The organism is Pseudomonas sp. S12(2018) (genome assembly GCF_024355235.1).
In the GTDB taxonomy this organism is placed as follows: domain Bacteria; phylum Pseudomonadota; class Gammaproteobacteria; order Pseudomonadales; family Pseudomonadaceae; genus Aquipseudomonas; species Aquipseudomonas palmensis.
On record NZ_QLAD01000001.1, the window covers coordinates 334,034 to 349,168 of the forward strand.

At 62.8% G+C, this 15,135-nt stretch carries 15 protein-coding genes; 11 read left to right on the plus strand and 4 right to left on the minus strand.

Annotated elements, in window-relative coordinates:
• The first annotated feature begins 8 nt into the window (after window positions 1–8).
• Window positions 9–2,195, plus strand: coding sequence for a hypothetical protein (locus tag DN388_RS01645; protein ID WP_054914724.1), 2,187 nt, complete (start codon window positions 9–11; stop codon window positions 2,193–2,195).
• A 203-nt stretch (window positions 2,196–2,398) separates the two neighbouring features.
• On the opposite strand, the gene DN388_RS01650 is transcribed toward DN388_RS01645, so the two are convergent.
• Complete coding sequence (locus DN388_RS01650; RefSeq protein ID WP_104572038.1) at window positions 2,399–2,704, minus strand: DUF2288 domain-containing protein; 306 nt, start codon at window positions 2,702–2,704, stop codon at window positions 2,399–2,401.
• 355 nt (window positions 2,705–3,059) lie between these two features.
• Between DN388_RS01650 and DN388_RS01655 the strand changes: the two genes are divergently transcribed.
• From DN388_RS01655 to DN388_RS01675, 5 genes are all read left to right on the plus strand, one after another.
• Window positions 3,060–4,178, plus strand: coding sequence for a branched-chain amino acid ABC transporter substrate-binding protein (locus tag DN388_RS01655; RefSeq protein WP_043862608.1), 1,119 nt, complete (start codon window positions 3,060–3,062; stop codon window positions 4,176–4,178).
• 223 nt (window positions 4,179–4,401) lie between these two features.
• Entirely contained in the window at window positions 4,402–5,325 is a 924-nt protein-coding gene (livH, locus tag DN388_RS01660) for a high-affinity branched-chain amino acid ABC transporter permease LivH (protein ID WP_043862609.1), read from the plus strand.
• Entirely contained in the window at window positions 5,322–6,578 is a 1,257-nt protein-coding gene (locus tag DN388_RS01665) for a high-affinity branched-chain amino acid ABC transporter permease LivM (protein ID WP_043862610.1), read from the plus strand. Before livH ends, DN388_RS01665 begins: the two co-directional genes overlap by 4 nt.
• Window positions 6,575–7,342 carry a high-affinity branched-chain amino acid ABC transporter ATP-binding protein LivG gene (gene livG, locus DN388_RS01670; RefSeq protein WP_054914726.1) on the plus strand — a complete coding sequence of 256 codons (768 nt, stop codon included), beginning with the start codon at window positions 6,575–6,577 and terminating at the stop codon, window positions 7,340–7,342. The genes DN388_RS01665 and livG overlap by 4 nt, the downstream gene beginning before the upstream one ends.
• Window positions 7,343–8,044, plus strand: a complete 702-nt coding sequence (locus tag DN388_RS01675) for an ABC transporter ATP-binding protein (RefSeq protein ID WP_254996549.1) — start codon at window positions 7,343–7,345, stop codon at window positions 8,042–8,044.
• A gap of 33 nt (window positions 8,045–8,077) precedes the next feature.
• Here DN388_RS01675 and DN388_RS01680 read toward each other — a convergent pair whose 3' ends face one another.
• The gene (locus DN388_RS01680; RefSeq protein ID WP_254996550.1) at window positions 8,078–9,028 is read right to left on the minus strand and encodes a LysR family transcriptional regulator; all 951 of its coding nucleotides are present in this window, start codon (window positions 9,026–9,028) and stop codon (window positions 8,078–8,080) included.
• A gap of 103 nt (window positions 9,029–9,131) precedes the next feature.
• On the opposite strand from DN388_RS01680, the gene DN388_RS01685 reads away from it, so the two are divergent.
• From DN388_RS01685 to nhaA, 4 genes are all read left to right on the plus strand, one after another.
• Window positions 9,132–9,731: a short chain dehydrogenase gene (locus DN388_RS01685; RefSeq protein WP_043862614.1), complete on the plus strand. Its 600-nt coding sequence runs from the start codon at window positions 9,132–9,134 to the stop codon at window positions 9,729–9,731.
• A gap of 70 nt (window positions 9,732–9,801) precedes the next feature.
• Complete coding sequence (locus tag DN388_RS01690; RefSeq protein ID WP_043862615.1) at window positions 9,802–10,476, plus strand: COG3650 family protein; 675 nt, start codon at window positions 9,802–9,804, stop codon at window positions 10,474–10,476.
• Between the two features lie 104 nt (window positions 10,477–10,580).
• Window positions 10,581–12,200: an NAD(P)/FAD-dependent oxidoreductase gene (locus DN388_RS01695; RefSeq protein ID WP_043862616.1), complete on the plus strand. Its 1,620-nt coding sequence runs from the start codon at window positions 10,581–10,583 to the stop codon at window positions 12,198–12,200.
• Between the two features lie 169 nt (window positions 12,201–12,369).
• Window positions 12,370–13,551: a Na+/H+ antiporter NhaA gene (gene nhaA, locus DN388_RS01700; RefSeq protein WP_254996551.1), complete on the plus strand. Its 1,182-nt coding sequence runs from the start codon at window positions 12,370–12,372 to the stop codon at window positions 13,549–13,551.
• Between the two features lie 91 nt (window positions 13,552–13,642).
• Here the strand turns inward: nhaA and DN388_RS01705 are convergent, their stop codons facing one another.
• Window positions 13,643–14,107, minus strand: coding sequence for a glycine zipper 2TM domain-containing protein (locus DN388_RS01705; protein ID WP_043862618.1), 465 nt, complete (start codon window positions 14,105–14,107; stop codon window positions 13,643–13,645).
• 147 nt (window positions 14,108–14,254) lie between these two features.
• On the opposite strand from DN388_RS01705, the gene DN388_RS01710 reads away from it, so the two are divergent.
• The gene (locus DN388_RS01710) at window positions 14,255–14,491 is read left to right on the plus strand and encodes a hypothetical protein (RefSeq protein WP_043862619.1); all 237 of its coding nucleotides are present in this window, start codon (window positions 14,255–14,257) and stop codon (window positions 14,489–14,491) included.
• Here DN388_RS01710 and pdxH read toward each other — a convergent pair.
• On the minus strand, window positions 14,488–15,135 hold the full coding sequence (gene pdxH / locus DN388_RS01715) for a pyridoxamine 5'-phosphate oxidase (protein ID WP_254996552.1): 648 nt from the start codon (window positions 15,133–15,135) through the stop codon (window positions 14,488–14,490). The genes DN388_RS01710 and pdxH overlap by 4 nt on opposite strands.

Consider the following 15,135-nt stretch of genomic DNA (forward strand, 5'->3'; position numbering starts at 1 on the left):
GGCGCAAAATGACCTCAAAGAATACTTCTGCCACCGCGGTTTCCGAGCTGATGTCATCCTCCACCGCGCTCACCGCCCCGGCGCCTCGAGAATACTACAGCCCGCGCGCGGCTACGCCGCAGCAGTACCTGTATTACACCGAGACCGATATCCAGCGCATCCTGGACAACCTCGACGGCCTGCGCGACCTGGTGTTCCCGCCCAGTGTGCATGTCGAAGATGACACCCAGTTGCGCCTGGACCAGCAGTTCCCTTCGGTGTGCCTGATCGGCCTGGGTCGTTGCGGTTCGAACATTGCCCTGGATGTGGCGGAGCTGGTGTACAACGCCCGCACCTTCTACCTCAACGAATTCAACAACGAAGACCGCCACGCCGGCGAGCAGCCCTACAGCCCGGGCCGCTGGATCCGCAACAACCTGCGCCTGGTGCAGAACAAGGGCGCCAAGCCGGTGTTCCTGGTGGAACCGCTGGTGATGCTGGGCGACCTGGACAAGGACATCGCCGGGCGCATCCGTTTTTCGCGCAAGGGCGAGAAGAGCGGCTTTCTGCGCGACTACAGCAAGATGAAGATCATGGACCTGTCCGAGGTGCATGCGGGCGGCGCCGGCAACGCGCCGATCCTGGGCCAGTACCTGGCCAAGATCATCCTCAACAAGGAAACCCAGCGCTTCTCCAGTGCCGACTGGAAGCTGATCCACTCGTACCTGATCGACTCGTGCGGCATCAAGGCCAACCAGTCGCGCCTGTACTTCTACATCTTCAGCGCCGGTGGCGGTACCGGCTCGGGCATGGCTTCGGAGTTCGGCCTGGCCCAGCAGTTCTCGTACATGAACAAGACGTTCGACACCAAGCCGGCCGACGAGAACGACACCAAGAGCGGGCACTCCTTCGTCTTCGAGCCGATCTTCACCAGCGGCATCTGCGTGCTGCCGAACATCTCCGACCACCGCAGCGAGATGTCCGAGGCACTGCACATCAACGCCGGCCGCCTGCTGTGCAAGTACCTGTCGGAGGAATGGGACTTCTCGTACAACTTCGACAACGAGGACAGCAGCGAAGCCAGCGTGATGGGGCGTATCCGTCCGTGGAACGCGATGATGCTGATCTCCAACGACATCATGCGCTATGCCGAGGAGAACGATGACGGCAACATCCAGGACATTGACGTCAATGCCATGGAGAAGCACGCCAACCAGTACATCTCGCAGCAGATCTTCAACATCCTCACCGCCCAGGCGGTGACCACCGACTACGACCAGAACTACTTCCGGCGCGCCGGCATCGACATCGGCGAGACCATCCGCCTGGATGCCAACGACCTGTTCATGAGCCTGGCCGGCCCGGTGGCCATCGCCTACGCCGAATCGGTAGTGCCCGAGCAGCCGACGCCAGGCAACGACAAGTTCAAGGTGTTCGAGAAAGAGAAGCCGCAGCTCAACATCGACGACCTGTTCTTCCGCTCCATCGACCTGCCGCACTTCAACAAGGTGACCCAGGCGATCGAGGGCATCAGCCTGCTGCCGATCGAGTCCAAGCGCTATCGCGCGGCCCTGGAGCAGTACAAGACCTCCGGCTACGACGCCGCGGCGCTGCATGACCTGCACTTCTTCAAGAACTGCTCGTCGGTGGTGTCGATCGTGTCCCTGCCCAAGGACTACAAGCTCTCGTACATGGACCTGAACCGGCTCAAGACTCACCTCAACAGCCTGTTCCCCAACACCACGCTCAAGCGCTACGCGCTGGTGATCGGCGCCTCGGCCAACCTGTCGCTGACCACCCTGATCGCCAAGAGCCCGTGCCTGTCGGACGACTTCCTGACCCTGATCGTGGCGTTCATCAAGCGCTGTTTCGCGCGCACCCCGTACCGTTTCGACGACACGCTGGACAACGCCATCCTCGACTTCATCACCCGTGAGGAATTCGACGAGGACCGTATCGACGACCTGCTCAACGAGTTCGAGAACCCGGCCAAGATCCTCGATACCAACTGGTACGCGATCAAGCCGATGTACGAGAAGAAGTACCGCGAGCTGATCAACGACAAGAGCAAGTTCGTGTCGATCAACGATATCCGCCTGTCACGCGAGTGCGTGAAGAAGGCGGTGAAGTACCTGCGCGAGATCTACCGTCACCGCATCGGCAAGACGCGGGTGATTTCGCTCAACAGCCATACGGGCAAGACAGACTACGAGTAATCTGCGCGGCGGCTTTGCGGCCATCGCGGGTCAAGCCCGCTCCCACAAGGTCTCCACCAACCTGTGGGAGCGGGCGTGACCCGCGATGAGGCAAGAACTGTTACCGCGTTTTTTGAACCCCTGCCCCACTGTTACCAACAACCACCCCGCCTGAACGCCCTCGCGCACCAAAATCTTCCGGCTGTTCGTTTTTGCGCACCAGATCAGGGCGCGGGCTTTTTCTGAATCACGATAAACGGCGAAACCACCACTGCCCAGATCGGCGCAATCGTGTGCGAAAGGTCTAGCGCCTGCTCGGCAGTCACCGGCACGACCGTGCCATCATTTCGCCATTTTTCCACGGTTTCACTGCGGTTTTCGGCCATTGCCGACGCCACCTCGATCAGGTCCAGCGACGGGTCGACCCAAATCAGGTCACCCTTGGCCCAAAAACGCTCCAGCGCTTTCCACTCGATGATTGCAGTCTCGCCGAGCAATTTGGCATAGAGGGTGCTTGGTTGATCTGTCATGGGTTCCTACCAGAAATAATTCGACCACTGAAAGGTCGCTATTTTTGCAGAAAAACCCAGTTTCAAATAAGTAATTGATCGACAAGGCCATGAAGATCACGCCCCGCCGCAGCATGCTGGCAAATTGGCGGCGCCTTTATGTAACTTTCTGTCGATTAGGCGACACCCCCGGATTTTGCCTCGAAAAGCCCGCTTTTCAATCGATCAAGCGGCGCTCTACACTGTACCGGTACAGTTGCCAGGGCATTTTGCGGGGGAACACGGGAAAGGCGGGACGGCGTGGCCGTCACGGTATCCCGGTCCGTAGCCCTGGGCACCAGGACTATAAAAATTACAACAGAATGAGTGGAGCACTATGAGTAAGCAGATTTCCAAGCTGTTCGCCGCAATGGTTCTGGCCGGGGTTGCCAGCCATGCAGTTGCCGCCGATACCATCAAGATCGGCATCGCCGGCCCGAAGACCGGTCCGGTTACTCAATACGGTGACATGCAGTTCATCGGTGCAAAACAGGCCATCAAGGACATCAACGCCAAGGGCGGCGTTGACGGCAAGATGCTCGAAGCCAAGGAATACGACGACGCCTGCGACCCTAAACAGGCCGTGGCAGTCGCCAACAAAGTGGTCAACGATGGCGTCAAGTTCGTGGTCGGCCACCTGTGCTCCAGCTCCACTCAACCAGCGTCCGACATCTATGAAGATGAAGGCGTGATCATGATCACCCCGGCTGCCACCAGCCCGGAAATCACCTCCCGCGGCTACAAGCTGATCTTCCGTACCATCGGCCTGGACAGCGCCCAGGGCCCGGCCGCCGGCAACTACATCGCCGACCACGTCAAGCCCAAGGTGGTTGCGGTACTGCACGACAAGCAGCAGTACGGTGAAGGCATCGCCACCGCGGTCAAGCAGACCCTGGAAGGCAAAGGCACCAAGGTTGCCGTGTTCGAAGGCCTGAACGCCGGCGACAAGGACTTCTCCTCGATCATCCAGAAGCTCAAGCAAGCCAACGTCGACTTCGTGTACTACGGCGGCTACCACCCAGAGCTGGGCCTGATCCTGCGCCAGGCTCAGGAAAAAGGCCTGAAGGCCAAGTTCATGGGCCCAGAGGGCGTGGGCAACGACTCGATCTCGCAGATCGCCCAGGGCGCTTCCGAAGGCCTGCTGGTAACCCTGCCCAAGTCGTTCGACGCCGACCCTGCGAACAAGGCCATCGTCGACGCCATCAAGGCTGACGGCAAGGACCCGAGCGGTCCGTTCGTGTTCCCGGCCTACTCGGCGGTGGAACTGATCGCCGAAGGCATCAAGGCGGCCAAGAGCGAAGACACCGACAAGGTCGCACAGGCCCTGCACACCGGCACTTTCAAGACCCCTACCGGCGACTTGTCCTATGACAAGAACGGCGACCTGAAGGACTTCAAGTTCGTCGTCTACGAATGGCATTTCGGCAAACCTAAAACCGAAGTTTCCCCTCAGTAATCCCGTCACTCCATGACTACAAGCCCACTGTGCGAGCAGTGGGCTTTGTTTTACGAGGTTCATGGGCCTGATTCCCGCGATCCGGGAGCAGGTTCACCTGAAAATCTTAAAACCGTCACCAGCGGTTCGCTGGCAGTACCCGTGCGAAGTGGCCTCAGACCACAAGCCGGGACGGGCGCAAGCCCACCAGTGAAATGCGTATCGGGTTTTTAGGAGCGCTGTAATGCCTGAGATCTATCACTTCTTCCAACAGCTGGTTAATGGCCTGACCATTGGCAGCACCTATGCCTTGATAGCCATTGGCTACACAATGGTTTACGGCATCATTGGAATGATCAACTTCGCCCACGGCGAGGTGTACATGATCGGTTCCTACGTGGCCTTCATCGCCCTTGCCGGGCTGGCCATGATGGGCATCGACTCACTGCCGATACTGATGACCGCCGCGTTCATCGCGACCATCGTGGTCACCAGCGCCTATGGCTACAGCATCGAACGGGTCGCCTACCGCCCCTTGCGCAACAGCAACCGGCTGATCCCGCTGATCTCTGCCATCGGCATGTCGATTTTCCTGCAGAACACTGTCTTGCTTGCCCAGGATTCCAAGGACAAGTCGATCCCCAACCTGATTCCGGGGAGCATCTCCTTCGGGCCGGGCGGCGCCGAGGAAGTCCTGATTTCCTACATGCAGATCCTGGTCTTCGTCGTCACCCTGGTGGCCATGACCGGGCTGACCCTGTTCATCTCGCGTTCACGCCTGGGCCGCGCCTGTCGCGCCTGTGCCGAAGACATCAAGATGGCCAACCTGCTGGGTATCAACACCAACAACATCATCGCCCTGACCTTCGTGATCGGTGCGGCCCTGGCGGCCGTGGCAGCGGTACTGCTGAGCATGCAGTACGGCGTGATCAACCCCAACGCCGGCTTCCTGGTGGGCCTGAAGGCCTTTACCGCGGCGGTGCTGGGCGGCATCGGCAGCATTCCGGGCGCCATGCTCGGCGGGCTGGTGCTGGGCGTGGCCGAGGCCTTTGGCGCCGATATCTTCGGTGACCAGTACAAGGACGTGGTGGCATTCGGTCTTCTGGTTCTGGTGTTGTTGTTCCGTCCGACCGGCATCCTGGGCCGTCCGGAGGTCGAGAAAGTATGAGCAGAAATCTCAAATCGGCGTTTTTCAGCGCCTTGCTGGTCTGGGCCGTGGCATTCCCGGTACTGGGCCTGAAACTCAGCATCGTCGGTATCAGCCTGCAGGTGCATGGCCAGGGGCCCCTGGCCCTGAGCGTGATTGTGGTGTGCTCGGTGCTGATGTTCCTGCGCGTGCTGTTCGACAAGCAATGGAGCGCAATGATGCGGTCCGCCCCCCGGGGTGCACTGATATCGCCCAAGGTCAGCAACTTCCTGACCCTGCCGCGTACCCAGCGCTACATCATCCTGGGCCTGATCGCGGTTGCCCTGGTGTGGCCGTTCTTCGGTTCGCGCGGTGCGGTCGACATCGCCACGCTCATCCTGATCTACGTGATGCTGGGCCTTGGCCTGAACATCGTGGTCGGCCTGGCGGGCCTGCTCGACCTGGGCTACGTGGGCTTCTACGCCGTGGGCGCCTACAGCTATGCGCTGCTGTCGCACTACTTCGGCCTGAGCTTCTGGGTGTGCCTGCCGATCGCGGGGATGATGGCGGCCACGTTCGGCTTCCTGCTGGGTTTCCCGGTGCTGCGCCTGCGCGGTGACTACCTGGCCATCGTGACCCTGGGTTTCGGCGAGATCATCCGGCTGTTCCTGCGTAACCTGACCGACCTCACCGGCGGCCCGAACGGCATCAGCAACATTCCCAAGCCGTCGTTCTTCGGCCTGAGCTTCGAGCGCAGGGCGGCTGAAGGCATGCAAACTTTCCACGAGTTCTTCGGGGTGGAATACAACTCGATCAACAAGGTGATCTTCCTGTACCTGGTGGCATTGCTGCTGGCCCTGCTGGCGCTGTTCGTGATCAACCGCCTGCTGCGCATGCCGATCGGGCGCGCCTGGGAAGCGCTGCGCGAAGACGAGATCGCCTGCCGTGCGCTGGGCCTGAACCCGACCATCATCAAGCTCTCGGCCTTCACCCTCGGTGCCTGCTTCGCCGGTTTTGCCGGCAGCTTCTTCGCCGCGCGCCAGGGCCTGGTGACGCCGGAGTCGTTCACCTTCATCGAGTCGGCGATCATCCTCGCCATTGTCGTGCTCGGCGGCATGGGCTCTCAGCTGGGCGTGATCCTCGCGGCCATCGTGATGATCCTGCTGCCCGAACTGATGCGCGACTTCAGTGAATACCGGATGCTGATGTTCGGTGCCCTGATGGTATTGATGATGATCTGGCGTCCGCAGGGCCTGCTGCCTATGCAACGTCCACACATGGAGCTGCGTCGATGAGCCGCGAAATTCTGCAAGTGAGCGGCCTGAGCATGCGCTTCGGCGGCCTGTTGGCGGTCAACGGCGTGGCCCTGTCCGTCAAGGAAAAACAAGTGGTGGCACTGATCGGCCCCAACGGCGCCGGCAAGACCACCGTGTTCAACTGCCTGACCGGCTTCTACAAGCCCAGTGGCGGCAGCATCCTGCTCGACGGCCAGCCCATCCAGGGCCTGGCCGGCCACGAGATCGCCCGCAAGGGCGTGGTGCGTACCTTCCAGAACGTGCGCCTGTTCAAGGAAATGACCGCACTGGAAAACCTGCTGATCGCCCAGCACCGTCACCTGAACACCAACTTCTTCGCCGGCCTGTTCAAGACCCCGGGCTTTCGTCGCAGCGAGCACGAGGCGATGGAGTACGCGCAGTACTGGCTGGAAAAGGTCGACTTGGTCGAGTTCGCCAACCGTAACGCCGGCACCCTGGCCTATGGTCAGCAACGCCGGCTGGAAATCGCCCGCTGCATGATGACCCGCCCGCGGATCCTCATGCTCGACGAGCCGGCGGCAGGCCTGAACCCGAAAGAGACCGAAGACCTCAAGGCGCTGATCGGCACCTTGCGTGAGGAACACGGGGTGACCGTGCTGCTGATCGAGCACGACATGAAGCTGGTCATGAGCATTTCCGACCATATCGTGGTGATCAACCAGGGCACGCCGCTGGCCGATGGCACCCCGCAACAGATCCGGGACAACCCTGAAGTGATCAAAGCCTACCTGGGGGAAGCGTAAATGCTGCAGTTCGAAAACGTTTCCACCTTCTACGGCAAGATCCAGGCGCTGCACAGCGTCAACGTGGAGATTCGCCAGGGCGAGATCGTCACCCTGATCGGCGCCAACGGCGCGGGCAAGTCGACCCTGCTGATGACCCTGTGCGGGTCGCCCCAGGCCCACAGCGGCAGCATCCGCTACATGGGCGAGGAGCTGGTGGGGCACAGTTCGGCGCAGATCATGCGCAAGAGCATTGCCGTGGTGCCCGAGGGTCGGCGCGTGTTCGCACGCCTGACCGTGGAGGAGAACCTGGCCATGGGCGGGTTCTTCACCGACAAGGGCGACTACCAAGAGCAGATGGACAAGGTGCTGCACCTGTTCCCGCGGCTCAAGGAGCGCTTCAGCCAGCGTGGCGGCACCATGTCCGGGGGCGAGCAGCAGATGCTCGCCATCGGCCGTGCGCTGATGAGCAAGCCCAAGCTGTTGCTGCTCGACGAACCGTCACTGGGGCTGGCGCCGATCATCATCCAGCAGATCTTCGACATCATCGAACAGCTGCGCAAGGATGGTGTAACGGTGTTCCTGGTGGAGCAGAACGCCAACCAGGCCCTGAAGATCGCCGACCGTGCCTATGTGCTGGAGAACGGCCGGGTGGTGATGCAGGGCACCGGTGAAGCGCTGCTGACCGACCCGAAAGTACGCGACGCGTACCTGGGGGGCTGAACCAGACGGCCCCTTCGCCGGCAACGCCGGCTCCTACAGTGCAGAAGCCGGCGTTGTCGGTGAAGGGGCCGGTACCGGCAACGCACCCAGCGCCTGGCTGCCACGCTTGAACCAGCGCACCAGGTAATCGGCCACCACCTGCACGCGTTTGGGCATCCCGCCCTGATACGGGTGCACCAGGAACAACGGCGTACTGCGTGTCTGGTAATCGCGCAGCAACCAGCACAAGCGTCCGTCCGCCAGCTCGGCATGCAACATGTAGGACGGCAGCCGCGCCACCCCCGCCCCCACCAGCACCGCCTTCTTCAACAGGCTGTAGTGATTGCTGGCAAAATTCCCCGCCACCTGCACCCGCAGCAATTCATGCTGCTGGTGGTACAGCCATTCCTCGCGTCCGCTGTAATGACTGTTGAGCAGGCAGCGATGCTCGGCCAGCGCCTGCGGCGTGGTCGGCGTGCCGTGGCGCTCCAGGTATGCCGGGCTGGCGCAGGTCAGCTCCTGCATGGCCAGCAGCGGCCGCGCCACCAGGCGCTCGTCATTGCCCGGGATCTGTCGGATGGCCAGGTCGAAGCCGTCGCGCAGCAGGTCGCGGTAGGCATTGTCCAGTTCCAGTTCGATCTGCAACTGCGGGTACTGGTTGCCCAGCTCCAGCAGCAGGCCTTCGAAGAAGGTTTCACCCAGCGACACCGGCACCGTCACCCGCACCGGGCCCGACAGGTCATCCTTGAGCCGCGACAGCGCCTGGCGCGCCTGGGTCACCTGGCGCACCAGCGCCTGGGCCTGGGGCAGCAGCGCTGCGCCCGCGGCAGTCAGGCTCAGGCGCCGCGTGGTGCGGTGCAGCAGCTTGACCGAATGGCTGCTCTCCAGCTGGCTGATGCGCTTGGACAACTGCCCCTTGCTCCAGCCCAGCTGCTCCGCGGCCAGGGTAAAACTGCCCGCATCCATCAACACCGCAAAGGCCGCCAGATCGTCCAGCTCGCTCATGGATTGTTTCCGCATGAAAACCAAAGGTTGCCTATTAGCAGGCTTATTCACGCAAAAATCCACCCTAGACTGAAACCTCACCCCACACGCGAGGAACAGCCCCATGAAAATCATTCTGATCGGCGCCGGCGGTACCATCGGTTCGGCCGTGGCCCGTGAACTGGAACAGCGCCACGAGGTGATCCGGGTCGGTCGCAACAGCGGCGACCTGCAGGCCGATATCAGCGACAGTGCCTCGATTCGCCGCCTGTTCGAGCAGACCGGGCGCTTCGATGCCCTGGTGTGCGCCGCCGGCAACGTGGTGTTCGCGCCCCTGGACGAACTGGACGAACAGGGGTTTGCCCTGGGCCTGAACGACAAGCTGATGGGCCAGGTCAACCTGCTGCTGATCGGTCGCGAGTTCATCAATGACGGCGGCTCGTTCACCTTCACCACCGGCGTCACCAGCCACGACCCGATCCGTACTGGCACCTCGGCCAGCCTGGTCAACGGTGCCATCGACGCCTTCGTGCGCGCCGCCGCCATCGAGCTGCCACGCGGGCTGCGGGTCAACGCCATCAGTCCGACCGTGCTGCTCGAGGCCATGCCCGACTATGCCCCCTACTTTCGCGGCTTCAAGCCGGTACCGGCGGCCGACGTGGCGCTGGCCTACGCCAAGAGCGTGGAGGGGCTGCAGACTGGGCAGACCTATCACGTGGGCTAGGGCCTTGTGATTGCGCCCCAGGCTGCGTAACGTGACGGCACTTTTCTGGACCCGATGCTGGAGCCCCCCGATGCGTGCCGCCCCTTCGCTGCTGTTAGCCGCCCTGCTGCCCCTGTTCGCCGGTTGCCAGATGCTGGCAGACAAACCCGAGACGGTGTCCACCGTCGGCATGACTCGCCTGCAGGGCGAGCTGTCCGCCGCTGGCGGCCAGTTGCTGTTCAAGCCGTGCGAGGAGAGCCGCCGCTTCGTGGTCCGCGACACCGGCAACACCGGCCTGCTGCAGGAAGCTTCGGCACTGGCGGCAACCCCCGGCACCCTGTTCGCCGACGTGCGCGGCAAGCTGGCCGGCAGCCAGCAGGCCGGCAACGATGGCCAGCTCGACGTGCAACAGCTGTACCGCGTCGAGCACTCCTCCAGCGCCTGCAGCGACCCGAACTTCAAGCGCCTGATCCTGCGCGCCAGCGGCCATGAGCCAGACTGGAACATCAAGGCCAGCGGCCAGGGCATGGTGCTCGACCGCCCAGGCCAGCCCTCGTTGGCGGTGCCGTACCTGGAAGAACAGATGCCCGACGGGCGCCTGTCACTGAGCACCGAAGCCAATGGCCAGCGCATCGACCTGTGGGTCGCCCCGCAGCGCTGCGTGGACATCGCCACCGGCGCGGTCAGCCACCTGAGCGCCGAACTGCGCATCGATGGCCAGACCCTGCGTGGCTGCGGCTACTACGGCGGCTCGCGCAACGACTGACCGGCCGCACGCGTTTAAGCTGCCTTAAGCGCCTGCGAACAGCTTATACTTGGCGGTTTGTGCAAAGCCGCCGGCCCTTGATGGCCGGGATACTGGACCCTGTCATGCTACGAATCACTGAACTGAAGTTGCCGCTGGATCACCCGGACGAAGCCCTGCGCGAAGCCATCGTGCAGCGCCTGGGGATCAGCGACGACCAGCTGCTGGACTTCACGCTGTTCAAGCGCAGCTACGATGCGCGCAAGAAGAACACCGAACTGCTGTTCATCTACACCATCGACCTGACAGCCAGCAACGAAGCTGAGCTGCTGCAGAAGTTCGCCGACGATCACAACATCACCCCGGCCCCGGACGTCAGCTACAAGCCGGTCGGCCAGGCACCGGCCGAGCTTGCCGAACGCCCGATCGTGGTCGGCTTCGGCCCGTGCGGGATCTTCGCCGGCCTGCTGCTGGCACAGATGGGCTTCAAGCCGATCATCCTCGAACGCGGCAAGGAGGTGCGCCAACGCACCAAGGACACCTGGGGCCTGTGGCGCAAGAGCGTACTCAACCCCGAGTCCAACGTGCAGTTTGGCGAAGGCGGTGCCGGCACCTTCTCCGACGGCAAGCTGTACAGCCAGATCAAGGACCCGAAGCATCACGGCCGCAAGGTGCTGCACGAGTTCGTCAAGGCCGGTGCGCCGGACGAGATCCTGTACGTCAACAAACCGCACATCGGTACCTTCCGCCTGACCGGCATGGTCGAGAACATGCGCCAGCAGATCGAAGCCATGGGCGGCGAGGTGCGTTTCGAGCAGAAGGTCACCGACCTGATCAGCGAGGGCGAGCAACTGACCGGCGTGGTACTCGAAAGTGGCGAACAGCTGCATTCGCGCCACGTGATCCTGGCCCTGGGGCACAGCGCCCGCGACACTTTCCGCATGCTGCATGCGCGGGGCGTGTTCATGGAAGCCAAGCCGTTCTCCATCGGCTTTCGCATCGAGCACCCGCAGACCCTGATCGACAAGGCCCGCCTGGGCAAGTATGCCGGCCACCCGAAACTCGGCGCGGCCGACTACAAGCTGGTGTACCACGCCAAGAACGGACGTTCGGTATACAGCTTCTGCATGTGCCCGGGCGGCACGGTGGTAGCTGCCACCAGCGAACCGGGCCGCGTGGTGACCAACGGCATGAGCCAGTACTCGCGCAACGAGCGCAATGCCAACTCTGGCATCGTGGTCGGCATCACCCCCGAGCAGGACTACCCGGGCGGCCCGCTGGCCGGCATCGAACTGCAGGAACGTCTGGAGAGCCTGGCCTATGAGCTGGGTGGCAGCAACTACCAGGCACCGGCGCAACTGGTGGGCGACTTTGTCGCCGGCAAGCCATCCACCGCCCTGGGCAGCGTGGAACCCTCGTACAAGCCGGGCGTGAGCCTGGGCGACCTGGCGCTGAGCCTGCCGGCCTTCGCCATCGAGGCGATCCGTGAGGCACTGCCGGCGTTCGACCGGCAGATCAAGGGTTACAACCTGCCCGATGCGGTGTTGACCGGCATCGAGACGCGTACCTCCTCGCCGCTGCGCATCACCCGCGATGCCAGCTTGCAGAGCCTGAACCTGAAGGGGCTGTTCCCCGCCGGTGAGGGGGCTGGGTATGCAGGCGGGATTCTGTCGGCGGGCGTGGACGGAATTCGTGTGGCCGAGGCAGTGGCGCGCAGCATGCTGGGGCTGGACCTGGAAGCGTGAGGTAGGGCTTGCGGGCCGTTTCGCCGGCAAGATCGGCCCCTGCAGGGGTTGGCCTTGCCGGCGGAAAAGCCGCAATAGCATATAACAAAAAAGAATATAGTTTTTGTTCTAAAGCATATCCCCACAGGGTAGGGTGTTCCTCTTCGAATTTCAGGATGGAGGAGCACCCTTGCCTCTACGCAGCACATTCACGCGTTTCTTCCAGCTCGAATCAGCCAGCGGCCTGCTGCTGATTGCCGCGGCTGTCCTTGCGCTGATCATCAACAACTCCCCCCTCTCCTACCTCTACAACGGCCTGCTCGACGTGCCCGTGGTGGCCCAGGTGGGCGCGCTGCAAATCGCCAAGCCCCTGCTGCTGTGGATCAACGACGGCCTGATGGCACTGTTCTTTCTGCTCATCGGCCTGGAGGTCAAGCGCGAGATCATCGACGGCCACCTGTCCAGGCCCTCGCAGATCGTGCTGCCCGGCGCAGCCGCCATCGGCGGCATGGTAGTGCCGGCACTGATCTACTACTTCCTCAACAAGGACAACCCCGCCGCCGTGGCCGGCTGGGCGATCCCCACCGCCACCGATATCGCCTTCGCCCTCGGCGTGCTGGCCCTGCTCGGCAAGCGTGTACCGGTGTCGCTCAAGCTTTTCCTGATGACCCTGGCGATCATCGACGACCTGGGCGCGATCATCGTCATCGCCCTGTTCTACTCCGGCGCCCTGTCCAGCCTGTCGCTGATGCTGGCCGCCGCCTGCCTGGTAGCGCTGGTGGCGATGAACCGGATGGGGGTGGTCAAGCTGGGGCCGTACATGGTGATCGGGTTGATCCTGTGGGTGTGCGTACTCAAGAGCGGCGTGCATGCCACGCTGGCCGGTGTCACCCTGGCGCTGACCATCCCGCTGCGCACTCGCAACGCCGAGCCGTCGCCCCTGCTGGCGCTGGAGCACGCCCTTCACCCCTGGGTGGCGTTCGGTATCCTGCCTCTGTTCGCCTTCGCCAATGCCGGCGTGTCGCTGGCCGGCGTCACCGCCGAGAGCTTTACCCACCATGTGCCGATGGGCATCGCGGTCGGCCTGCTGCTGGGCAAGACCGTCGGGGTGTTCGGCCTGACGTGGCTGGCGATCAAGCTGGGCCTGGCCGCCCTGCCCAGTGGCGCCAACTGGGGCCAGGTGCTGGGGGTGGCGATCCTGTGCGGCATCGGCTTCACCATGAGCCTGTTCGTCGGCTCGCTGGCCTTCGTGCCGGGCAGCAGCGAGTACGCCGGCATGGACCGCATGGGCATTCTCACCGGTTCCATCCTGGCAGCGGTGATCGGCTACGCGGTAACCGCCATGGCCAGCCGCAAGGCCGTCGGCAGTTGATGCCGAACCGGCAATGAAAAACCCCGACCGGCGGTGCCGAGTCGGGGTTTTGTTTGCACGCCCGCATAGCCAGAGGGCTGCAGGACAAGGTTCAGTGAGAAACCCGGCTGGTGCCATCCACGGTCATGATGCGAACGCGCTCGCCCACCCGGAAGATTTCGTTCTGCTGAACCTGCTGGACATAGGCGCGCATGCTGCCATCGTCTTCACGCACGGTGATTTCCACACCCTGGGTGCGGGTCAGGCCTTCCTCGGCTGCAGAACCTGCCAGGCCGCCGGCTACCGCACCGATGACTGCCGCGACGATACTGCCACGACCGCCGCCTACCGCGCTGCCGGCCACGCCACCCACGATGGCACCGGCGCCGCCGCCGATCGGGGTCTTGGTGCCTTCGATCTTGACCGGACGCAGCGATTCGATGGTACCCATGCGCACTTGCTGCACGCGACGGGCTTCATCGCGGGAATAGGAATCGCCGGTCAGGTTGGAGGTACAGCCGCCAAGCAGCAGCGACATCGTGGTGAACGACGCCACCAACAAAACTGATTTACGCATAGGATCATCTCCAGAAGACAGGTAGTCATTAGACTCCGCGCGTTGACCACTGTCACGACACACGGTGTATAAAATTGCTTCCATTCAGCGTCGGTACAGGCACTTGATCCCCGCCATGACCCCAACACTCAACAGGCAAGGATAGACATGGATTACTTCATCATCGCCGTAACCACCCTGGCGGGTCTGTATTTTCACGGGTGGCTGTATGTACGCATCAAGCGCTGGATGGACCGCGACCTGGCCCTGTCGCTGGCCGGGGACGACGAGCACAAACGCGTCTTCATGCTACAACGTCTGGACAGCGCCAGGGCGCAAAAGGTCAAACGCAAGGAATTGGCGGCCTGGCTGGAACGCGCGGCCGCCGAATACCGCGCCGGTTAAGGGGCCAGGCGCTCGCGCAGCCACAGCCCCTGTTTGAGCCGGTAGTTGAGACGATCATGCAGGCGGCTCGGGCGGCCCTGCCAGAACTCGATGCGTTCCGGCAGCAGGCGGTAGCCACCCCAGTGCTCGGGGCAGTGTGGCTGGGTATCGCTGAAGCGCTGCTCGGTGGTCTTGACCAGATCCTGCAGCTCTTCACGGTTGGCGATCACCCGGCTCTGCGGCGATGCCCAGGCGCCCAGGCGGCTACCCAGCGGGCGTACCTGGTAATACGCATCGGATTCCTGCGCCGTGACCTTCACCACCTTGCCTTCGATGCGCACCTGGCGTTCCAGGGTGGGCCAGAAGAAGGTCATGGCGGCGAACGGGTTGGCGCGCAGGTGATGGCCCTTGGCACTTTCGTAGTTGGTGAAGAAGGTGAAGCCCTGCTCATCCAGCCCCTTGAGCAGCAGGATACGGCAATGCGGACGCCCCTCGCCGTCCACCGTTGCCAACGTCATGGCGTTGGCTTCGACGGGCGGCTGCTCGGTCTTGACGGCATCCTCGAACCATTGGTGAAACAACGCGAACGGCTCTGCCGGCGCCTGGGTTTCGGTCAGGCCGTCGCGAGTGTAGTCGCGGCGCATATCGGCCAGGGTCTGGGTCAT